The 19,732-nt window shown below is 65.5% G+C and carries 18 protein-coding genes, 1 tRNA gene and 1 other RNA gene; 11 read left to right on the top strand and 9 right to left on the bottom strand.

Annotated elements, in window-relative coordinates; translation table 11 throughout:
* Positions 1–4: 4 nt before the first annotated feature.
* The gene (locus tag ACZ1JY_RS13905) at positions 5–1,165 is read right to left on the bottom strand and encodes an SPOR domain-containing protein (RefSeq protein ID WP_465129678.1); all 1,161 of its coding nucleotides are present in this window, start codon (positions 1,163–1,165) and stop codon (positions 5–7) included.
* Positions 1,166–1,502: 337 nt separating this feature from the next.
* Between ACZ1JY_RS13905 and ACZ1JY_RS13910 the strand changes: the two genes are divergently transcribed.
* Genes ACZ1JY_RS13910 through ACZ1JY_RS13920 form a run of 3 tightly spaced genes read left to right on the top strand, consistent with a single transcriptional unit; the run spans position 1,503 to position 4,103 of the window.
* Positions 1,503–2,228 (top strand): AAA family ATPase, encoded by a 726-nt coding sequence (locus ACZ1JY_RS13910; protein ID WP_465129679.1) that lies wholly within the window; start codon positions 1,503–1,505, stop codon positions 2,226–2,228.
* A 13-nt stretch (positions 2,229–2,241) separates the two neighbouring features.
* Positions 2,242–2,766 (top strand): hypothetical protein, encoded by a 525-nt coding sequence (locus ACZ1JY_RS13915; RefSeq protein ID WP_118072364.1) that lies wholly within the window; start codon positions 2,242–2,244, stop codon positions 2,764–2,766.
* Between the two features lie 20 nt (positions 2,767–2,786).
* Positions 2,787–4,103 carry an SPOR domain-containing protein gene (locus ACZ1JY_RS13920; RefSeq protein ID WP_465129680.1) on the top strand — a complete coding sequence of 439 codons (1,317 nt, stop codon included), beginning with the start codon at positions 2,787–2,789 and terminating at the stop codon, positions 4,101–4,103.
* A gap of 68 nt (positions 4,104–4,171) precedes the next feature.
* On the opposite strand, the gene ACZ1JY_RS13925 is transcribed toward ACZ1JY_RS13920, so the two are convergent.
* The gene (locus ACZ1JY_RS13925) at positions 4,172–5,401 is read right to left on the bottom strand and encodes a dihydroorotase (protein ID WP_465129681.1); all 1,230 of its coding nucleotides are present in this window, start codon (positions 5,399–5,401) and stop codon (positions 4,172–4,174) included.
* Positions 5,398–6,423, bottom strand: a complete 1,026-nt coding sequence (locus tag ACZ1JY_RS13930; RefSeq protein WP_465129682.1) for an aspartate carbamoyltransferase catalytic subunit — start codon at positions 6,421–6,423, stop codon at positions 5,398–5,400. Before ACZ1JY_RS13930 ends, ACZ1JY_RS13925 begins: the two co-directional genes overlap by 4 nt.
* 87 nt (positions 6,424–6,510) lie before the next feature.
* Here ACZ1JY_RS13930 and sppA point away from each other — a divergent pair, with 87 nt between their 5' ends.
* Complete coding sequence (gene sppA, locus ACZ1JY_RS13935) at positions 6,511–8,394, top strand: signal peptide peptidase SppA (RefSeq protein WP_465129683.1); 1,884 nt, start codon at positions 6,511–6,513, stop codon at positions 8,392–8,394.
* An 18-nt stretch (positions 8,395–8,412) separates the two neighbouring features.
* Complete coding sequence (locus ACZ1JY_RS13940; protein ID WP_465129684.1) at positions 8,413–8,994, top strand: hypothetical protein; 582 nt, start codon at positions 8,413–8,415, stop codon at positions 8,992–8,994.
* A gap of 9 nt (positions 8,995–9,003) precedes the next feature.
* Here ACZ1JY_RS13940 and ACZ1JY_RS13945 read toward each other — a convergent pair whose 3' ends face one another.
* Positions 9,004–9,186, bottom strand: coding sequence for a hypothetical protein (locus tag ACZ1JY_RS13945; RefSeq protein WP_082013422.1), 183 nt, complete (start codon positions 9,184–9,186; stop codon positions 9,004–9,006).
* 133 nt (positions 9,187–9,319) lie between these two features.
* Here ACZ1JY_RS13945 and ACZ1JY_RS13950 point away from each other — a divergent pair.
* The 4 genes from ACZ1JY_RS13950 (at position 9,320) to ACZ1JY_RS13965 (ending at position 12,802) form a co-directional block, all read left to right on the top strand.
* Positions 9,320–9,404: transfer RNA gene (locus tag ACZ1JY_RS13950), tRNA-Leu, on the top strand.
* 69 nt (positions 9,405–9,473) lie between these two features.
* A complete protein-coding gene (tig, locus tag ACZ1JY_RS13955) occupies positions 9,474–11,036 on the top strand; it encodes a trigger factor (protein WP_465129685.1) in 1,563 nt (520 codons plus the stop codon).
* A gap of 678 nt (positions 11,037–11,714) precedes the next feature.
* Complete coding sequence (locus ACZ1JY_RS13960; RefSeq protein WP_465129686.1) at positions 11,715–12,038, top strand: hypothetical protein; 324 nt, start codon at positions 11,715–11,717, stop codon at positions 12,036–12,038.
* A gap of 47 nt (positions 12,039–12,085) precedes the next feature.
* Positions 12,086–12,802 carry a thermonuclease family protein gene (locus tag ACZ1JY_RS13965; protein ID WP_465129687.1) on the top strand — a complete coding sequence of 239 codons (717 nt, stop codon included), beginning with the start codon at positions 12,086–12,088 and terminating at the stop codon, positions 12,800–12,802.
* 4 nt (positions 12,803–12,806) lie between these two features.
* Here ACZ1JY_RS13965 and ACZ1JY_RS13970 read toward each other — a convergent pair whose 3' ends face one another.
* Positions 12,807–14,567 carry an amidase gene (locus ACZ1JY_RS13970; protein WP_465129688.1) on the bottom strand — a complete coding sequence of 587 codons (1,761 nt, stop codon included), beginning with the start codon at positions 14,565–14,567 and terminating at the stop codon, positions 12,807–12,809.
* Between ACZ1JY_RS13970 and clpP the strand changes: the two genes are divergently transcribed.
* Together clpP and clpX are read left to right on the top strand one after the other, a co-directional pair.
* Positions 14,449–15,141: an ATP-dependent Clp endopeptidase proteolytic subunit ClpP gene (clpP, locus tag ACZ1JY_RS13975; protein WP_118072355.1), complete on the top strand. Its 693-nt coding sequence runs from the start codon at positions 14,449–14,451 to the stop codon at positions 15,139–15,141. The two genes, ACZ1JY_RS13970 and clpP, sit on opposite strands and share 119 nt — an antisense overlap.
* Before the next feature lie 150 nt (positions 15,142–15,291).
* Positions 15,292–16,548 carry an ATP-dependent Clp protease ATP-binding subunit ClpX gene (gene clpX / locus ACZ1JY_RS13980; protein ID WP_118072354.1) on the top strand — a complete coding sequence of 419 codons (1,257 nt, stop codon included), beginning with the start codon at positions 15,292–15,294 and terminating at the stop codon, positions 16,546–16,548.
* Between the two features lie 115 nt (positions 16,549–16,663).
* Here clpX and ACZ1JY_RS13985 read toward each other — a convergent pair whose 3' ends face one another.
* The 4 genes from ACZ1JY_RS13985 to ACZ1JY_RS14000 all read right to left on the bottom strand — a co-directional run bounded on the left by ACZ1JY_RS13985 (position 16,664) and on the right by ACZ1JY_RS14000 (position 19,732).
* Positions 16,664–17,239, bottom strand: a complete 576-nt coding sequence (locus tag ACZ1JY_RS13985) for a fasciclin domain-containing protein (protein WP_168902914.1) — start codon at positions 17,237–17,239, stop codon at positions 16,664–16,666.
* Positions 17,240–17,590: 351 nt separating this feature from the next.
* Positions 17,591–18,547, bottom strand: a complete 957-nt coding sequence (locus ACZ1JY_RS13990; RefSeq protein ID WP_465129689.1) for a cation diffusion facilitator family transporter — start codon at positions 18,545–18,547, stop codon at positions 17,591–17,593.
* Between the two features lie 43 nt (positions 18,548–18,590).
* An RNA gene (gene rnpB / locus ACZ1JY_RS13995) (RNase P RNA component class A) lies at positions 18,591–19,002 on the bottom strand.
* A gap of 25 nt (positions 19,003–19,027) precedes the next feature.
* Positions 19,028–19,732: an N-acetylmuramoyl-L-alanine amidase gene (locus ACZ1JY_RS14000; RefSeq protein WP_465130924.1), complete on the bottom strand. Its 705-nt coding sequence runs from the start codon at positions 19,730–19,732 to the stop codon at positions 19,028–19,030.

The following is a 19,732-nucleotide window of genomic DNA, read 5'->3' on the forward strand; positions in this document are numbered from 1 at the left end:
GCCATCAGGGCTTTACCACCAGGCAAGTGAAGCCGCCAGCCTTGAGCGCGCCGCAAGCCTTGTCTGCATCGGCCGGTCCGGCAAACCCCCCGGCAAGCAGGCGCGTGACCGAGCCGGACGGAAGGTCGATGCGGCCATGGCCTGCCAGTTCAGGCCGTCCCTTGACCTTGCTCCACAGCCCATCCGCGTTGGCCTTGACGCCGAATGCGCCCAGCTGGACGCGCCAGTTGCCTTTGGCCTGTGGGGCAGGGGGAACAGGAGCAGAGGCAGCAGGCTTCGGCGCCTTGGCGGCGACCGGCTTTGCCGCCGGAAGTTCCGCCATATGCACCGCACCCGATGATGCTTTGGCTGCGACCGGCTTTGCTGCCGGGGCATTGCTGCCGACCACGCGCTTGGGGGCGGGCATCGGCACTGGATTGGCAAAGTCAGCGCCTGCAGTGATGACCGATGGAGGCACGTCTGCCTTCTCCAGCGAGCCCGTCGGGACGCTCGAACGGACCGGGGCGGTCGGCATGGCCTTGGCACCCAGATCGGCCGCCGCGAACTGCTCGGACCGCTTGGCCTGTGCCTTCTGCTCAAGATCCGCCGCCAGCGATACGCCAAGTTGGCGTTGTTCCAGCGGGATCATGTTGTCCATCATCGACAGCGCCCGCGTCGCCTGTTCGAGGCCGCTCGACGAGGCGCGACTGGTCAGCGCATAGGCGCGAACCCAGTCCTTGCCCACCGTATCGCCGTTGAAGTGCGCAATGCCCAGGATGTACATTGCGCGCGGTTCGCCGCGTTCGGCCGATGCCTGCAGGAAGGGCGCGGCCTCGGCCTTGCGGTTATCCTGGAACAGCAACAGCCCCAGCGTGTCGGACGCCTTGATATGGCCCTGTTCGGCGGCCTTGCGATACCATGCTTCGGCCCGCTTCAGGTCCTGCGGCACGCCTTTGCCCAGCTTGTAGGCCTGCCCCATGTTGAACTGCGCATCGGCATCGCCCCTGGCAGCAGGGCCAAGCCATTCCTTGACCGCCGCTTCATGCTCCCCGCGCGACCATGCCTCGACGCCCGCCTTGGTGTCGGCCAGTGCCGGAGCGGCGGCAAGCGCCATCGCCGCAGCGGCGGCAAGCGCCATTGCCGCAGCGGTGATCGCCAGACTGGAAATGCGCTCGAAGTTTCTCATGGTCGCCAAAGTCCGTCCCGGTGAAATGCCAGTGAAAAGTCACATCGTGATCGTTACTGCAACCCGCAGCCACCCTGTTCGGGTCTGTGCCCGGTTGCGATCCCGGCCTTGCTGCGCGGGCGGTATAGTCAACGAGGCGTTAGCGAAGTCTTAGCGACGGTCTGTGGCCCGAAAAGCGCGTAAGCCCCGACGTTCTTCATGCCAGATCCGCAGTCGGCCGTCTCCGGAATGGAGCCGACGTTAACCGAAATTTCAGTCCGATCTGCGAATCCGGACGCGAAGAGAACGTGGCGTGCGCCTGCATCATTGCGAGGTGCGACTATCAGGGGGTTTGGCTTTGCGCGTACTGGCATTGGCATCGCAGAAAGGCGGATCGGGCAAGACCACGCTGTCCGGTCACCTCGCCGTCCAGGCCCAGCGCGCTGGAGCTGGGCCGGTCGTGCTGATCGACATCGACCCGCAAGGCTCCCTTTCCGACTGGTGGAACGAGCGCGAGGCCGAATTTCCGGCCTTTGCCCAGACAACTGTCGCCCGCCTTGCTTCCGACCTCGTGATCCTGCGCCAGCAGGGCTTCAAGCTCGCGGTCATCGATACGCCGCCGGCCATCACCATGGCGATCCAGTCGGTGATCTCGGTTGCGGAACTGATCGTCGTGCCAACCCGCCCCAGCCCGCACGACCTGCGCGCCGTCGGTGCCACGGTTGACCTGTGCGATCGCGCCGGCAAGCCGCTGATCTTCGTTGTCAACGCCGCCACGCCCAAGGCGCGCATCACCTCGGAAGCTGCCGTGGCGCTTTCGCAGCACGGCACGGTGGCCCCGGTCACGCTGCACCACCGCACCGATTTTGCCGCCTCGATGATCGATGGCCGCACGGTCATGGAATGCGATCCCGGCGGCAAGTCGGCGGCAGAAGTCGCTGCCTTGTGGACCTACATTTCCGAGCGCCTCGAAAAGAACTTCCGCCGCACGGTCTTTGCCGTGCCGCAGCAGGCCGCCGCGATCCCGATGGCTGGCGCGCCGCGCCCGATAGGTGGCTTCGGCCGCCGCGTCGTCGGTTCCTGAGGAGGCGCGGCCCATGAGCGCTTCCAAGCCTCTCGCCTCGCTTTCGCCCAGCCTGCTCGCCCGCAAGGGCGCTGCCCGTCCGGCCATGCGCCCGCAACTGGCCATCAGCTACGAAGAGCAGAGCCAGTTCGTCTCGCAGGACGATCTGGGCTGGAACGACCTTGGCGAAGACATCGCCGAGATCGCCGCCCCGGCCCAGATGGAGCAGCCGGTTGTCGTCCAGCAGATCGAGTCGCTGGCAGAGAAGGTTGCCGCCTTCGCAAAGCCCGCCCAGCCCGGCGAATTTGCGTCGGTGGCGTCGGTCAAGATTGCGCGCAGCCGTGTGAAGGGCGGCAAGCCGGTCCGCTCCGCGCTGCAGGAAGGCCGCAAGGCTGCCTTCACTTTGCGCCTCGACAACTACCGCCATATGCGCCTGCGCCTGGCCTGCACGCTCGAAGATCGCAGCGCGCAGGAACTGGTGACCGAGGCGCTCGACCGCTTTCTCGCCGAACTTCCCGGGCTTGAAGACCTCGCCCGCCGCGCCGTGACGCGCAACTGACGCCTGAGGGGACCATGGACATGATCACCGCCTTCGCACCCAATCGCGCCGCTCGACTGGTGATGTCCACCGCGCTGGCCGCCGGCGTCCTTACCGGCTGCGCCAGCGGCGGCGCTCACCCCGACAAGTACGCATCGTCGGCCCAGACCGCGCTGGCCAAGGGCACCACGACGGCCGCGATCGACAATGCCGAAAAGGCCGTGCTGGCCGATCCGCGCAACGCCGCCTACCGCGTGCTGCTCGGCAATGCCTACCTCAAGGCGGGCCGCTTCGAATCCGCGCGCCAGGCCTATGACGACTCCATGGAACTCGGCGAAGACTCGAGCCGCACCGCGCTCAGCCTGGCGCTCGCCGATATCGCGCTCGGCCGCCATGCCGAAGCGATCGACACCCTGAACTCCTATCGCGACAGCCTTGCCGCTTCGGACTACGGCCTCGCGCTGGCGCTTGCCGGGCAGCCGCAGCAGGGCGCACAGATCCTCGCCCAGGCACTGCGCGGTGGTGAGAACACGCCCAAGGTCCGCCAGAACCTCGCGCTTGCTTATGCGCTGTCCGGCCAGTGGCGCGAAGCTCGCACCATGGCCGCGCAGGACGTGCCGGCCAGCGAGCTTGGCGATCGCATGGAACAGTGGGCGCTGATGGGCTATTCCGAACGCACCCGCGATCGCGTCGCCGGGCTGCTCGGCGTGCCGCTGCGGGGTGACACCGGCCAGCCGCAGGCGCTGGCACTGGCGAACTTCCCGGCGACGGAACAACTGGCCGCAGAAGCTGCCACCCGCGCGGGACCGGAAGCCGTGGCCGTCGCCGCCGCTCCTGCCCTGGCGGAAGCTGCGGTCAAGGAATTGCCCGCGACTGAGCCTGAGGCACCAGCACCATCGCTTGCCGATTCCTCGTCGCAATCGCAGCAGGCACAGCTTGCCCTGATCGATCTGCCCGCCTCGCAACCGGCTGCTGCACAGGCCTATGTTCGCCCCGCAACCGTTCCGGCGCGCAAGGCACCAGTCGCCGCAAGGCCCGTCGCGACTCCTGCAAAGGCTGGCACTCATCTCGTCCAGCTCGGCTCGTTCGCAACGCCCGAGGGCGCGCGCCGCGCCTGGCGCCATTACACCTCGCGCAATCCTTCGCTGAGGGGCTTCACCAACGTGACCACCCAGGTCAGCGTCAACGGCAAGCAGTTCTGGCGCGTTCAGGCTGCCGGCTTCGGCGGCTTTGCCTCCGCCAGCTCGATGTGCGGCTCGGTCAAGTCGCGCGGCGGCGTCTGCCTCGTGATGCGCGGCAATGGCCCCGCCACGCCGGGCCAGCAGCGCCCGACCGAAACGCGCATGGCCAAGCGCTGAATTTCGAAAGTTACCGTGTGAGAGCGGGCGGGGGGCGCGGGACCAAAGGGTCTCGCGCCCTTCTCGCGTCAGCTGACCTGCTTGCCGCCCTTGAACAGCGCAGTCACGCGGCCCTCGACCGGACGGCGGTCGAACGGGGTATTGCCCGCCGCAGCTGCCATCTTGTCGGAATTGACGATCCACGGACGCGCGGCATCGACCACCGCGATATCCGCTTCCATGCCGGTTTCGAGCCGCCCGGCCTCCACGCCCAGCAGCCGCGCCGGATTGGCGCAGAGCAGTTCGAACGCGCGCGCCATGGTGATCACGCCATCGCGGACCAGCGTCAGCGTCAGCGGCAGCAGCGTTTCGGCCCCGGCCATGCCCGGTTCGGCATCGGCAAAGGGCAGGCGCTTGTCTTCCGGGCCGCGCGGATCGTGGCCTGACGAGATCACGTCGATCGTGCCATCGCCAATCGCCGCGATCACCGCCTTGCGATCCGCGTCCTGCCGCAGCGGCGGCGACATCCGGCAGAAGGTGCGGAAGCCGACGAGTTCGAGGTCCGACAGGATGAAGTGCGCGGGCGTAACCCCAGCCGTCACCTTGACCCCGCGCGCCTTGGCCGCACGCACGAGATCGAGCGCGCGCGCCGTCGTCACCTGCCGGAAATGGACGTGCGCGCCCGATAGCTCGGCCAGCGCGATGTCGCGCGCCACTGCCAGCGCCTCGGCCTCGGCAGGGGCGCTCGGCAGGCCCAGCCGCGTTGCCACGTCGCCCGCCGTCGCCACGGCGCTGCCGGTGATCCCTGCGTCCTCGGCATGGGTCACGACCACCAGCCCGAGCATCGCGCAATAGCGCAGCAGCCGCAGCATCACGCCCGAATCCGCGATCCAGCCGCGCCCCGTCGCCACCGCCTTGGCCCCGGCATCGCGCATCAGCGCCAGCTCGGCCAGTTCCGTGCCCTCAAGCCCGCGCGTCGCTGCGGCCAGCGGATGAACCCACATGTCCGGCTTGCCCGACTGCGCGGCAAAGCGCACCCGCGCCGGATGGTCGAGCACCGGCCCCTGATCAGGCATCAGCGCCGCCCGGGTGATCCCGCCGAAGTGGAACGCGGGCTTGTCGATAGCAAAGACGCCAAGGTCGACCAGACCCGGCGCGATCAGCTTGCCGCCTGCGTCAAAAACCTCGTCGCCATCCTGCGGCGTGACATCGCCGACAGCCACGATCCCCCCGCCTTCGCAGCGCAGCGCGCCAGCAACCGGCTCGCCCGAGCCCAGAACCAGCTTCCCGCCAGTGATTGTCAGAGGTTGTGCGATCATGCCGGAACTCCTTCCGCTTCCCAGCCCGGCACACCGCGTGCCCGGCGGGTCAGCACTTCGAGGCAGGCCATGCGGATCGCCACGCCCATTTCCACCTGCCGCGTGATCAGGCTGCGCGTGGGGTGGTCAGCCACGGTCGAATCGATCTCTACGCCGCGGTTCATCGGCCCCGGGTGCATCACGAAGGCATCGGGCTCGGCCCTGGCCAGCCGCTCCGGCGTCAGGCCATAAAGATGGCGGTATTCGCGCGGCGAGGGGATGAACTGGCCGGACATGCGCTCCTGCTGCAGGCGCAGCATCATCACGATGTTGGCGCCCTTCAATGCCGCGTCGAAATCGAAGAACGGCGTCACGCCCATCGCCTCGATCTCCGCCGGCATCAGCGCAGGCGGTGCGCAGACGCGCACGTCGGCGCCCAGTGCGGTCATGCTGAGGATGTTGGACCGCGCCACGCGGCTGTGCAGGATATCGCCGCAGATCGTCACCTTCAGCCCGTTGAGGTCCGACCCTACCGGCAGCCCCAGCGCATGCCGCATCGTCAGCGCATCGAGCAGCGCCTGCGTCGGATGCTCGTGCTGCCCGTCGCCCGCATTGAGCACCGGGCAATCGACCTTCTCGGCAATCAGCCGCACCGCGCCCGAGCTGGCATGGCGGATCACGATGGCATCGGCGCGCATCGCGTTCAGCGTCATCGCCGTATCGATCAGCGTCTCGCCCTTCTTCACGCTGCTCGTGGCGGCATGCATGTTGACCACGTCCGCGCCCAGCCGCTTGCCGGCGATCTCGAAGCTCAGCAATGTGCGCGTCGAGTTCTCGAAGAAGGCGTTGATGATGGTCAGACCATTGAGCAGATCGGTCTTCTTCTTCGGCTGGCGGTTCAGCTCCACCCACTGCTCCGCCTCGTCGAGGAGGTAGAGGATCTCGTGGCGCGCAAGCTGGCCGATGCCGGTCAGGTCACGGTGCGGGTAGGCGAGGCCGCCCGCTGGATAGCGGCCCGCTTGGGGGTGGGTTGAGCTTTGCATTAAAGCCAGTTCCCTAGAGGGCAGGCCCGCCATTCTCAAGCCGTTTCCCGCTGGCTTTGCACCGCCGTCCACAATAGTCTGCGCCCCATGAGCTTTGCCAAATCGGTCTGGAAGATCCTCGTCGCCATCAAGGACGGTCTCGTCCTGCTGTTCCTGCTCCTGTTCTTTGCAGGACTCTACACCGTCCTCACGCTGCGGCCCGCCCCCGGCATGGTCCGCGAAGGTGCGCTGTACCTGCCGCTCGATGGCCGCGTGGTGGAAGAAGCGAGCGAGGTTTCGCCCACGCAATTGCTGTCAGGGCAAACGCCTGAGCCGGAATACACCGCGCGCGACGTATCCCGCGCCATTGCCGCTGCGGCTGACGACAAGCGCATCAAGGCCGTCGTGCTCGATCTCGAAGCTTTCGGCGGCGGGTCCGCCGTCCACCTCAGCCAGATCGGCGCGGCGATGGACAAGGTGCGCGCGGCCAAGAAGCCGGTCCTCGTCCGCGCGCTGATCTACACCGACGATGCGATGCAGCTTGCCGCGCACTCGTCCGAAGCCTGGGTCGATCCCATGGGCGGCGTTGCCATCAGCGGGCCGGGCGGCACGCTGCTGTTCTACAAGGGGCTGATCGACAAGCTGAAAGCCAACGTCCACGTCTTCAAGGTCGGCACCTACAAGAGCGCGGTCGAGCCGTACATCCGCGCCGAAATGTCGCCCGAAGCGCGCGAGGCGATGCAGGCGGTCTATGGCACGCTGTGGCAGAACTGGCAGGACGAGGTGAAGAAGGCCCGTCCCAAGGCAGACCTGACCCTCGCCACCACCGACCCGGCCAAGTGGGTGCGCGACAATGGAAACGACGCTGCACAAGCCGCGCTCAAGTCCGGCCTTGTCGACAAGATCGGTGACCGCGTGGCTTTCGGAAAGCGCGTGGCCCAGATCGTCGGTGCGGATGATGAAGAGGGGCTTGGCGCTTTCAAGGCCACCGAACTCCCGGTCTATCTGGCCGACAAGCCCGCTCCCTCGCAGGGCAAGGCCGTCGCCGTCGTCACCGTCGCGGGCGAGATCGTCGATGGCGATGCCGGCCCCGGCACCGCTGGCGGCGATCGCATTGCCGACCTGATTGATGGCGTGACGCAGAGCGACGATTACGCCGGCCTCGTGCTGCGCGTCGATTCGCCGGGCGGCTCGGTCATGGCCTCGGAACGCATCCGCGCGGCGGTGGAGCGGGTGAAGGCCAAGGGCCTGCCGGTTGCCGTCTCGATGGGCAGCCTTGCCGCCAGCGGCGGGTACTGGGTCTCCACGCCCGCCCAGCGCATCTTTGCCGAACCGAGCACGATCACCGGTTCGATCGGCGTCTTCGCCGTCCTGCCAACGCTCGAACAGACGCTGCCGCAATATGGCGTCACCACCGATTCGATCCGCACCACCCCGCTCTCGGGCCAGCCGGACCTGCTCGGCGGCCTCAGCCCGCAGGTCGAGGCGCTGCTGCAGGGCCAGGTCGAACAGACCTACGGCCGCTTCCTCGGCCTCGTCGCCAAGGCGCGCGGCAAGTCGCCTGCCGACATAGACAAGATTGCGCAGGGCCGTATCTGGGACGGCGGCACCGCCCGCCAGCTCGGCCTCGTCGACCAGTTCGGCGACCTCGACGATGCGGTGGCCTGGGTTGCCAAACAGGCCAAGGCCGAAACCTTCCACGCCGAATACATCGCCGACGAACCCAGCCCCTTCGCCCAGCTCCTCCGCCAGATGGAAACCGGCGAAGCGCCAGAAGCGCGGGCACATGATCTGGCTGGAGCACTCGCCGCGCAGCAGCAGGGCCTGCTGGCGCGGATGCAGGCCGACGTGATGCGCCTGATGGAAGGCGGCGGGATCAGGGCTTACTGTCTGGAGTGTGGGGGGGACATCCCTCGGGCGTCTGCAGACAAGATCGGGGCGGCGAGCCAATCTTCGGGCTTTTGGGGCACGCTGATGAGACTGCTAGCCTAGTTGTCCTGAGGCTTCGCCATGGCTCATACCGACCTGCTGAATGTCCTGCGTCGATCTCGACATCCTGAAATGGCGAGGCTTGTGCAGGGCGCCGTGATCTCTGTGTCAGTGACGCTTGCAGGTTGCGCCCAGACCAAAGCTCCGCAGTTCTGCAAGGGTGATTATACCGCGAGATACGAAGACTCGCGCTACTGGGTTGAATACCGGAGCGCGGATCACTCCTTGACCGCTGGTCCTCTAAGGCCAGAAACGGAAGACGATCGACAATACCTCATCGGCGAACTCGGCGGATATTCGGATGATGGGTATTTTCTAATTTGGGGCGTCGGTCTGATTGTCCCTCGTGATATTTCCAGCCGGGAGCGCTGGAAGAAAGATCGCTTCGATTGCGAACGATCCGGTGCTGAAAATTCTTTCAACGTTACCTGTCTTAGCGATACTGGTTTGATAACTACCACTTACAGCTTCAATCCGACTGTCGGGATCACATCCGCCAAAGTGAGCTGCCGTGGATGCGCCAACAGGGCCGTAAAGTTGGTAAGCAGGCAGGGCATGGGTGCGCTTTGTTCCGACAATATCTCGCAACCAGCTACACTTTGAGGGCCGTGATCAATCCGGCGGCGCTGGCACTTCCTGCGGCGCGCCCGGTTGCACCTGATCGGGTTCCACCACTGGCGTCTCGTCGGGCTGGATGACGGGCGGCACGCCGTCCGGTTCGATCACTGGCGGGCTTTCGGGCGGGGACTGGGGTTCGATTCGGTCGGGCTGCGGTGAATCGGGGGTCGTGGCCATCGTGCGGCTCCTTTGAAAGGCTTGCGCTTTCTTCCCCAACGCGGACCAGCATACACTGTTCCGCGCCGTAATTCCAAGGCGCTTGCCCTTTTCCAGCCACTGCGATAGGGGCACCGCTCGCTTTTCGCCGGATGCGGGCGTGGCGGAACTGGTAGACGCAGCAGGTTTAGGTCCTGCCATCGCAAGATGTGGGGGTTCGAGTCCCTTCGCCCGCACCAGTCCGCGCGCCGGCGTCCGAGTCAGCTTTTCCCGCGCATGCGCGTGACATACATGAAAGTTGGATCAGGATGCAGATCGTCGAAACCACCAACGAGGGCCTGAAGCGCGCCTACACCGTCACCATCCCCGCGGCCGATATTGCCGCCCGGGTCGAAGGTGAGGTCAAGAAGATCGCGCCGCAGGTGCGCATGCCCGGCTTCCGCCCCGGCAAGGTGCCCGCCAACCTCGTGCGCAAGATGCACGGCGCCCAGCTGCACCAGGAAGCGCTGAACACCACCATCCGCGAAGCGATGGACAAGCTGGTCGCCGACAACAAGCTGCGCCCTGCGATGCAGCCTGCCGTCTCGCTCGGCGAAGGCTATGACGAAGGCAAGGACGCGCAGCTGACCGTCGAGCTGGAAGTCCTGCCCCAGATCGAAGCGCCCGCGCTCGATGGCCTGAAGCTCGAGAAGCTGACCGTGCCCGTCACCGAAGCCGAAGTCGACGAAGCCGTTGCCCGCATCGGCGCCGGCCAGAAGTCCTTCACCGACGCCAAGAAGGGCGCGAAGGCCAAGGACGGCGACCAGATCATCATCGACTTCCTCGGCAAGGTCGATGGCGTTGCCTTCGAAGGCGGCGCTGCCGAAGACACTCCGCTGGAACTCGGCGCGGGCCGCTTCATCCCCGGCTTCGAGGAACAGCTCGTCGGCGTGAAGGCCGGTGACGAAACCGTCATCACCGTGACCTTCCCGGAAGACTACCCGGCCGAGAACCTCAAGGGCAAGGAAGCCACCTTCGACATCAAGGTCAAGGCGGTGAAGAACCCCGGTGAGTTCGAAGCCAACGACGAATTCGCCAAGATGCTCGGCCTCGAAAGCCTCGAGCAATTGAAGACCCTGCTGCGCGGCCAGCTTGAGCAGGAAACTGCCGGCCTGACCCGTACCCAGATGAAGCGCGCGCTGCTTGATCAGCTTGCCGCCGGTCACGACTTCGCCGTGCCGCCTTCGATGGTCGATGCAGAGTTCGAGCAGATCTGGGCCCAGCTTCAGCAGGAAGCCCAGAACGAAGAGAACCCGGAAGAGGCCTTGAAGGAAATCGAGGCCGAGAAGGACGACTACCGCAAGATCGCCGAACGCCGCGTGCGCCTCGGCCTGCTCCTGTCGGAAATCGGCCAGGCCAATGGCGTGACCGTTTCCTCGCAGGAAATGGAAATGCTGATCCGTCAGGCTGCCCAGCAGTATCGCGAGCAGGACCGCCAGCGCTTCGTCGACTACGTGCGTTCGGAACCGCTTGCCGCCGCCCAGCTGCGCGCGCCGCTCTATGAGGACAAGGTCGTCGACTTCCTGTTCGACAAGGCCGAAGTCACCGAGCGCGAAGTGACCAAGGAAGAGCTGCAGGCCGCGATCGAGGCCGAGGAAGGCGCTGCTGCTGCCCCGGCCAAGGCCGCGAAGAAGGCTCCGGCCAAGAAGAAGGCTGCCAAGGACGAAGCTCCGGCCGAGGAAGCTTCTGCTCCGGCTGCCGAGGAAGCGCCGAAGAAGAAGGCCGCTCCCAAGAAGAAGGCGGCTGATGAAGCACCTGCTGCCGAAGCCGCCGCTGAGGAAGCGCCTGCTCCGAAGAAGAAGGCTGCGCCGAAGAAGAAGGCCGAAGGCTGATCTCCATTTCGGATTGATCCGGTTCGCAAGAGCCGGATTTCGGACGGCCCGGCGCGCATCAGCACGCCGGGCCGTTGCCGTTTCTGGCCATCCGCTACGTAATTGCGCGCCGCTTGAATGCGTATTTCGTTAGGAAAAACGCAGACCGTTCGGTTTCCGATCCATCTCCCGTTCGCACCCGAGTCGCATTGTGTCAGCATCCATCGGCAAGGAACCTCGTCTGGGGGAACTGCCATGCACACAGTCCGCAATCGCGTAGCCTCGCGTCCTCGTCCTCCGAAGATTTCAACCAGTGGCAGGGCGTCATCGAAGGGAAGGGCTTCACCGAAGGGTGGGGCATCACCGAAGGGGAAAGTGCCTCTGGCGCCAATGTCTGCGCGGGGGCGGCGGGAACCCTCGTTCCTTCTGCGCCAGCCAGATCCGCCGGCATTTCCGCAGCACCTGATCCTTCCCGCTCCGCGCGGCGCGGTCATCGCCAGCATCCCGTGGCCGGAAGCGCCGGTCCCACCCGCACCGAAGAAGCCCTCCAAGGTCGCCAAGGGCAAGAGCGTCAAACGCCGCCCGCCATCCGCCAGAAAGACCACCCGCAGCAAGCCGCAACGGCGCAGTAGCACCGGGGCCGTGCAAACGGTGGCGGCAACCTCAGCCGCTCCCCCGCCAGTGGAGCCGCCAGCACCCATGACCACGATCGACCTGCTCGACCGCGCGCTGGCGCTGGAGCCCGAAGTCCCCGAAACCTTGCCTCAACCCCTTTCGGCCACAGCCTCCGCAACCGTGGCCGAACCCACCCCGCTGCCGCGCTCGCACGCCCCCATGCGTCTGCGCGGCAGCGGCCTTTTTGAGTTCATCGCGCAATGGTTCGAAAGCCTGGCGGTCTGGCGCAGGACACGCGCACAACTTGGGCAAAAGCGCCGCAGCCTTGCTCGCGCCAATGCCCGCCAGCGCGCGCTGCAATCGCAATTCGAAGCGCTCGAGGCCCTGCAGGCGCAAACCAAATCCTAACCTGCCTTGCGCAAAGGGATGGCCTGCCCCGTTCAGGAGAATTCCCTTTGCGTGCCTTCCTTGCCCTGCTGCTTGCCACGATCCCGCTCCCCGCTGCCGCGCAGATCATCAGCGGCAATGCCACGGCATTGGATGGCGACACGATCGACATGACCGGCCAGCGCATCCGCCTGTTCGCAATCGATGCCCCCGAACTCGGCCAGAAATGCGCGCGCGGCGAAACGAACTGGGACTGTGGCGCAGAGGCGAAGCGTCATCTCGGCTTGCTGCTGCAGGGGGGCGAGGTGAAATGCAGGGTCCGCGGCCAGAACGCACAGGGCTTTGCGATTGGCGAGTGCATGATCTCCGAACGGGACCTGTCCGAAGCCATGGTCGCCGCCGGGTTTGCCGTTGCCATCGAAAACAGCCCCGGCGACGCGCCGTATCTTGAATTGGAACAGGGCGTGAAGACCACGAAGGCCGGCATCTGGGGTGGCACTTTCGATTCGCCATCAGACTGGAGGAAGGCCCATCCCCAGGCCCGTATCGCGGCCAGCGTCAGCCCAAAAGCGCAAGGGGCAGCCCGATCCACGCGGGCGAGCGGGGCCCAAGTCTATCGCAACGCCTTCGGCTGCGCCATCAAGGGCAACGTCAGCCAGCGTAACGGCGAATACATCTACTACCTGCCCGGCATGAACTATTATGACGGCACGCGCCCCGAGCGGCTCTTCTGCACCGAGGCAGAGGCCCAGGCTGCAGGCTTCCGCCGGTCCCGTGGCGGCTAGAGTATCACTCCCCCCAGCGCTTGAACGAGGGCACCGGTAGTGCCGTGGTCCGGGCGCGTTCATAGGCCGCGCCCGCTTCGAGCACGCGCTTGTCGTCCCACTTCGCGCCCATGATCGAAAGGCCGATGGGCAGCCCCTCTACCGCGCCCATTGGCACGGACAGGTGCGGATATCCGGCAATGGCCGCGAGATTGCCCGCGCCCACGCCAACGAAGTGATCGCCGAGCACGAGATCGATCGGCCAGGCCGGGCCTTCGGTCGGCGCGACAAGGAAGGTCACCTTGTTCTCGCGCAGCAGCCTGTCGATGCCTTCAGCGCCAGCCAGCCTGAGCGAATTGGCGCGCGCGGCCTCGTAGGCAGCCTTGTCTGTGGTCGCCTCGGCCTGTTCGAACACGTCCTGTCCGAACCAGCGCAGTTCCTCAGGGTGGGCCTTGTTGAAGGCGATCAGGTCGGCCAGCGACTTTGGCCCCTGCCTGCCGGGCAGCGAGCGCAGGTAGGCGCCCATGTCCTCGCGCAGTTCGTAGAGCAGCACGGTGAACTCGTCGCGGCCCATCTCCGGCGCAGGCTCGTATTCGATCTCGACGAGTTCTGCACCCGCAGCCTTCATGTCAGCCAGGGCCTTGCCGAACAGGGCGAGCAGCGCGGGGTGATTGCCCGCCTGCTTGCGCAGCACGCCGATGCGGACGCCTTTGAGGCTGGCACTGGCAAGTCCGCTGGTGAAGTCCGTCTCGCGCTTGTCCGCCTCCATGGTGGCAGCATCGGCGGGGTCGCTCCCGGCAAGAGCATTCATCAGCAGCGCGGCAGCCGCAACGCTGCGGGTCATCGGTCCTGCCGTGTCCTGGCTGTGGCTGATCGGGACGACGTGGGTGCGGCTGACCATGCCGACGGTGGGCTTGAACCCGACGATGCCGTTGACCGACGCCGGGCATGTGATCGAGCCATCGGTCTCGGTGCCTATGGCCGCCCATGCAAGGCCAGCCGCTATGGCCGAGCCGCTGCCCGAGGACGATCCGCAGGGCGTCCGGTCGATCGCATGCGGGTTCTTCGTCTGCCCGCCGATCGCGCTCCAGCCGCTTGACGAGGAGGACGAGCGGATGTTGGCCCATTCTGACAGGTTGGTCTTGCCCAGGATCACCACGCCTGCCTTGCGCAATCGCGCCACCAGCGGCGCATCGCGGCCGGTGACGCTGTCTTTCAGGGCGAGGCTGCCCGCCGTGGTGGGAAGGGGGCCTGCCATCTCGATGTTGTCCTTGATCAGCACAACCTTGCCCGAAAGCGGCCCCTTGATCGCCGTGGCGGCGGCTTCGTCCTTTGCGGCATCGGGATTGATCGCCAGCACCGCGTTGAGCCTCGGTCCGGAGTCATCAACTGCCGCGATCCGCGCGAGGTAATCTGCAGCGCTTTGTGCCGCGCCGGGCGAAGGCGTAAGTGCGGTCACTGCGAGAGCGATGCCAAGAAGCTGCAATTTCATCGGGGTGTCCTCGTCCGAACCTTGCCGCTGAAGCTGCGCAAGCGATCTCGCAGATGCAAGCGCCTTGGTGGAAGTGACACCATCGGGCAGGGAATTCCCCGGATTCGGGGTTAATGCCCTTGAACATCGCGCCGTGGCACGCGACATAGCGAAGCCTAACCATATGAGGATTTCCATGCTCGACCTGTTCGGCGCATCGAGTGCGCAAGGCAAATTCACCACCGATCCCGTCACCGGCGCGCTGATCCCGGTCGTGGTCGAACAATCGAGCCGCGGCGAACGCAGCTTCGACATCTATTCGCGTCTCCTGCGCGAACGCATCATTTTCGTGACTGGCGAAGTCGAGGACCACATGGCCTCGGTGATCATCGCCCAGCTCCTGTTCCTCGAGTCGGAAAATCCCTCAAAGGATATCTCGATGTACATCAACTCGCCGGGCGGCGTGGTGACGGCGGGTCTCGCGATCTACGACACCATGCAGTACATCCGCCCCCGCGTGTCGACCGTGTGCATCGGCCAGGCTGCCTCGATGGGGTCGTTCCTGCTCGCTGCCGGTGAGCCGGGCATGCGCATCGCGCTGCCCAATGCGCGAATCATGATCCATCAGCCCTCGGGGGGCGCGCGCGGCATGGCCTCGGACATCGAGATCCAGGCGCGCGAAATCCTGCGCATTCGCAAGCGCATGAACGATCTTTACGTCAAGTTCACCGGCCGCTCGCTCGACGAGATCGAGAAGGCGATGGACCGCGACACCTTCCTCGAAGCCGAGGAAGCCAAGAACTTCGGACTCGTCGACAAGGTGTTCGAATCGCGTCCGACGACCGATTCGGTTGGTGGCGAAGAAGGTTCGGGCGGCGCGCCCGCATAAGGAAAAACCCTGAGGGGCAAGGCCTTAAGCCCAGCGAAAGGCTTTGCCCCCTAGGATCACGTTACTGTAATCGAGTCCGGTTGATTAATGCCCTTGCGGTAGTAGGATGATCGGGCCCGCCTCTCGTGGAGAGGCGCCTGGGATGGACGAATGACCAAGCTTTCCGGATCGGATACCAAGAGCACCCTCTACTGCAGCTTCTGCGGCAAATCTCAGCATGAGGTGCGCAAGCTGATTGCCGGGCCGACCGTGTTCATCTGCGATGAATGCGTCGAGCTGTGCAACGACATCATCCGTGAAGAGACAAAGGCTGGCATCGCCGGCAAGAAGGATGGCGGCGTACCCACCCCGCGCGACATCTTCGAGACTCTGAACGACTACGTGATCGGGCAGGACCGCGCCAAGCGCGTGCTCTCGGTGGCCGTCCACAACCACTACAAGCGCCTCAAGCACAGCGGCAAGGGCGGCGATGTCGAACTGTCGAAGTCGAACATCCTGCTTGTCGGCCCCACCGGTTCGGGCAAGACGCTGCTGGCGCAGACGCTCGCCAAGACCTTCGACGTGCCGTTCACCATGGCCGATGCCACCACGCTGACCGAAGCCGGTTACGTGGGTGAGGACGTGGAGAACATCATCCTCAAGCTGCTGCAGGCGTCCGACTACAACGTCGAGAAGGCGCAGCACGGCATCGTCTACATCGACGAGATCGACAAGATCAGCCGCAAGGCCGAGAACCCCTCGATCACGCGCGACGTTTCGGGCGAAGGCGTGCAGCAGGCCCTGCTCAAGCTGATGGAAGGCACCACCGCCTCCGTTCCGCCGCAGGGCGGGCGCAAGCATCCGCAGCAGGAGTTCCTGCAGGTCGACACCACGAACATCCTGTTCATCTGTGGCGGCGCCTTCGCGGGTCTGGACAAGATCATCGCCGACCGCCTGCAGAAGCGCTCGATCGGTTTCGGTGCGCACGTTGCCGATCCGGAAAAGCGCCGCGTTGGCGAGCTGCTCCAGAAGTCCGAGCCGGAGGATCTCCTCAAGTTCGGCCTGATTCCCGAATTCGTCGGCCGCCTGCCGGTGATCGCGACCTTGAACGACCTCGACATCGAGGCGCTGGTCAAGATCCTCAAGGAACCGAAGAACGCGCTGATCAAGCAGTATGCCAAGCTGTTCGAGCTGGAAGACGTGACGCTGACCTTCACCGACGACGCCCTGGAAGCGATCGCCAAGAAGGCCATCGAACGCAAGACCGGCGCGCGCGGGCTGCGCTCAATCGTCGAAGGCCTGCTGCTCGACACCATGTTCGACGTGCCGACCGAGACCGACATCAACGAGGTCGTGGTCGACAGGGACGTCGTCGAAGGCCGCAAGGAACCGATCCGCGTCCACAAGGGCAAGGAAGAAGCGGCCTGATTGCTAGCTTCAACTGAGTAACAAAAAAAGGGGCGGGTACCGAGAGGCACCCGCCCTTTTTATTGCCCGTTTCCCCTCCCGCAGGCAGGAGGGGGCAGGGGGGCTATTGCCCGCGTCAGTTCGGCAGCGAAACCGCGTCGGTCACGTGGATCACGCCGTTCTTCTGCATCACGTCGGCCTGGGTCACGTGGGCCATGCCGCCCTTTTCATCGGTGAGCATGACCGTGTCGCCCATCAGCGAGGCGGTGAGCTTGCCGCCGGCGACGGTGGTGAGTTCGGTCTTGCCGCCATCGGCCTTGATCTTGGCGACGAGCTGCGCCGCCGTCACCTTGCCCGGCACGACGTGGTAGGTCAGGACCTTTGCCAGCGTGGCCTTGTTCTCGGGCTTGAGCAGGGTGTCTACGGTGCCGGCCGGGAGCTTGGCGAAGGCAGCGTTGGTCGGCGCGAAGACGGTGAACGGACCGGTGCCATTCAGCGTATCGACGAGGCCGGCGGCCTTGACCGCGGCGACCAGCGTAGTGTGATCGGCGGAGTTCACCGCGTTCTCGACGATGGTCTTCGAGGGATACATCGCTGCGCCGCCGACCATCTTGGTCTCTTCATGGTGGTTGGCGAAGGCGGGCGTGACGAATACCGGCGCAGCGGTGGCGGCGGTGGCGGCGAGGGCCGCAATCAGGAACTTCGAGCTCATCGGTAACTCCTTGGTCGAAACGTGGCTTAGTCCGGCGCAAGATACGAGGCTGCCGGCCCGCCCCTCCGCGACCAGAGGTGGTGGCTGCACCGCGCGATTCCACATGGCCCATGGTGCATGTGATTGATTATGAAGGGTTGTTTCGAAAAAATAGGCGCGCTGCGTGGGGCAGCGCGCCTGAAGAATTGGTGCCCCCGGCCGAAGGGAACGAGTAGCCGGGGATCAAGGGAGGAACCGAGGCGGAGGGGTATGTCTGCCCCGGTCGGAACGTCTCCGGCACCCGGTATGGCGCTCGGCGCCTTGTCTCGCGACATGTCTCTTGGGACATCACGGGATGCCCCATGGGGCTGTTTACACTACATTATCGTGCAACAGGGCGCATTCGTGGCCGTCAATTGTCTCGACCTGGACGGTGGCGTGGCCAATGCCGAAGTCGTGGTCCAGCTCATGCGCGAGCTTGTGGAGGAAGCTGTCACCCGGATGCCCGCCCGGCATCACGAGATGGGCGGTAAGCGCGGTCTCGGTCGTGCTCATTGGCCAGATATGCAGGTCGTGCACCGCTTCGACCCCGCTCAGCGAGTTGAGGAAGTGCCGCACCTTGCGCTCGTCGATCCCCGGCGGAACGGCGTGCAGGCTCATGCGCAGCGAATCCTTGAGCAACCCCCATGTCCCGACCGCGATGATGCCGACAATGAGCAGGCTGGTGACCGGATCGATCCATTGCGCCCCGGTCAGCGTGATCAGCAGGCCGGCAACGACGACGCCGGCTGAAACCGCAGCGTCTGCGGCCATGTGCAGGTAGGCGCCGCGGATGTTGATATCGTGCTTGCGGCCGCGCATGAACATCAGCGCCGTGGCGGTGTTGATGACGATGCCGACGGCAGCCACCGCCATGACCGGGCCACCCGCGACCGGCTCCGGCTCTATCAGCCGGCGGATCGTCTCGACCAGAATGGCGCCCAGCGCCACCAGCAGGAACGCGGCGTTGCCAAGGGCGGCAAGAATCGAGCTGGATTTGAAGCCATAGGTGAAGCGGGCCGAGGGCGGCCGTGCCGCGAGCACGCTGGCGGTCCAGGCGATGACGAGGCCGAGCACGTCGGACAGGTTGTGTCCGGCATCTGCCACCAGTGCCATCGAACCGGCGATGACGCCATAGACCGCCTCGACCACGACAAAGCCCAGGTTCAGCGTGATGCCGACGGCAAAGGCCCGGCCGAAGCTGGCAGGGGCGTGGCTGTGACCGTGATGATGATCATGGGCGTGCCCATGATCATGTTGGATGTGGTGATGATGGTGGCCGCCGGACATGGGATGCGTCCTAACAACTTACACGCCTGTAGGAAACCATCGAAGCGCCAGGGGGCCTGTAAGCCGGGTTCTGTAGCGCCGACGGTATCCTATACAGGACCGTATCGCCGCTGGCAGCCATTCCTCTAGGCGGACCGTTGCCGGAACGCTCAAGCAATCAACCCGGACTGCTGGCCCGAAACCGGCCTGCCCATTGCTGGACGCGCAGTCCCTATTCGATCTTGCTCCGGGTGGGGTTTGCCGTGCCGCTTCCGTTGCCGGTCGCGCGGTGCGCTCTTGCCGCACCCTTTCACCCTTACTCGCCCTTGCGGACTAGCGGTCTGCTCTCTGTGGCACTTTCCCTTGACCCTCCACCTTGCGGCGTCAGGCCCGGCGGGCGTTACCCGCCACCCTTGTTTCGTGGAGCCCGGACTTTCCTCGGGATCTTGCGATCACGCGGCTGCCCGGCCCCCTGGCGAGCGGTCACCTAGCATGGCCCCCCTATCTGGCCAAGCCCATGTCGCGTTCCAACAGGAGTTCGAAGAGCAATGCGCCGATCTGTCCATCGACCTGGCCATCGATCCGCTGTGGGCGCCAGCGCCGCTGGAAGGCGCGCACGGCGGCTGCCTGATCGGAAATGTCATAGCCGAAGCGCTCGAGCGCGAGGAAGAACGCCGCCTCGTTGTCGTAGAGCAGGCGCATCGAGAGCTTGGGGGTGGGCAGGCAGAGGCGGTGGCGGGCAAGCAGCTCCCACGGGAAAAGCTCGCCGGGGTCTTCCTTGCGGGCAGGGGCAACGTCGGAGTGGCCGACCACGTTGGCGCGGGGCACGTTGTGTCGCTTGACGATGTCGGCCAGCAGCGGCAGCAGCGCCTCGATCTGGGCATCGGGGAAGGGGCGGTAGCCGAATTCATGGCCGGGATTGACCAGTTCGATCCCGACGCTCGCCGAATTGACATCGGTGATGCCGCGCCACGACGAGCGTCCGGCATGCCACGCGCGCTTGTCTTCGTCGACGAGGCCGGTGACGGTGCCGTCCTCGTCGATCAGGTAATGCGCCGAGACTTCCGCTGCCGGATCGCAGAGCCGGCCGAGCGCCGCCTGCGCAGTCTCCATGCCGGTATAGTGCAGCACCACCATGTTGACCGGCAGCTTGCGCTCGTTCCAGTTCGGCGATGGCACCTCGCGATGGACGAGCCAGCGGCGCAT

It is taken from the genome of Novosphingobium sp. BL-A-41-Hi4B-X5A, from assembly GCF_055521705.1.

What these genes read in the sequence shown, in the direction of transcription:
- ACZ1JY_RS13970 (WP_465129688.1), bottom strand. Translation starts at nt 14,567, where the DNA reads ATGTCGAAGCTGCGTTCGCCGCGGCTCGATTGTTCGACCACGACCGGG.
- clpX (WP_118072354.1), top strand. Translation starts at nt 15,292, where the DNA reads ATGACCAAGCTTTCCGGATCGGATACCAAGAGCACCCTCTACTGCAGC.
- ACZ1JY_RS13915 (WP_118072364.1), top strand. Translation starts at nt 2,242, where the DNA reads ATGAGCGCTTCCAAGCCTCTCGCCTCGCTTTCGCCCAGCCTGCTCGCC.
- clpP (WP_118072355.1), top strand. Translation starts at nt 14,449, where the DNA reads ATGCTCGACCTGTTCGGCGCATCGAGTGCGCAAGGCAAATTCACCACC.
- ACZ1JY_RS13960 (WP_465129686.1), top strand. Translation starts at nt 11,715, where the DNA reads ATGACCACGATCGACCTGCTCGACCGCGCGCTGGCGCTGGAGCCCGAA.
- ACZ1JY_RS13940 (WP_465129684.1), top strand. Translation starts at nt 8,413, where the DNA reads ATGGCTCATACCGACCTGCTGAATGTCCTGCGTCGATCTCGACATCCT.
- ACZ1JY_RS13945 (WP_082013422.1), bottom strand. Translation starts at nt 9,186, where the DNA reads ATGGCCACGACCCCCGATTCACCGCAGCCCGACCGAATCGAACCCCAG.
- tig (WP_465129685.1), top strand. Translation starts at nt 9,474, where the DNA reads ATGCAGATCGTCGAAACCACCAACGAGGGCCTGAAGCGCGCCTACACC.
- ACZ1JY_RS14000 (WP_465130924.1), bottom strand. Translation starts at nt 19,732, where the DNA reads ATGCGCCGCTGGCTCGTCCATCGCGAGGTGCCATCGCCGAACTGGAAC.
- sppA (WP_465129683.1), top strand. Translation starts at nt 6,511, where the DNA reads ATGAGCTTTGCCAAATCGGTCTGGAAGATCCTCGTCGCCATCAAGGAC.
- ACZ1JY_RS13930 (WP_465129682.1), bottom strand. Translation starts at nt 6,423, where the DNA reads ATGCAAAGCTCAACCCACCCCCAAGCGGGCCGCTATCCAGCGGGCGGC.
- ACZ1JY_RS13925 (WP_465129681.1), bottom strand. Translation starts at nt 5,401, where the DNA reads ATGATCGCACAACCTCTGACAATCACTGGCGGGAAGCTGGTTCTGGGC.
- ACZ1JY_RS13990 (WP_465129689.1), bottom strand. Translation starts at nt 18,547, where the DNA reads ATGTCCGGCGGCCACCATCATCACCACATCCAACATGATCATGGGCAC.
- ACZ1JY_RS13905 (WP_465129678.1), bottom strand. Translation starts at nt 1,165, where the DNA reads ATGAGAAACTTCGAGCGCATTTCCAGTCTGGCGATCACCGCTGCGGCA.
- ACZ1JY_RS13920 (WP_465129680.1), top strand. Translation starts at nt 2,787, where the DNA reads ATGATCACCGCCTTCGCACCCAATCGCGCCGCTCGACTGGTGATGTCC.
- ACZ1JY_RS13985 (WP_168902914.1), bottom strand. Translation starts at nt 17,239, where the DNA reads ATGAGCTCGAAGTTCCTGATTGCGGCCCTCGCCGCCACCGCCGCCACC.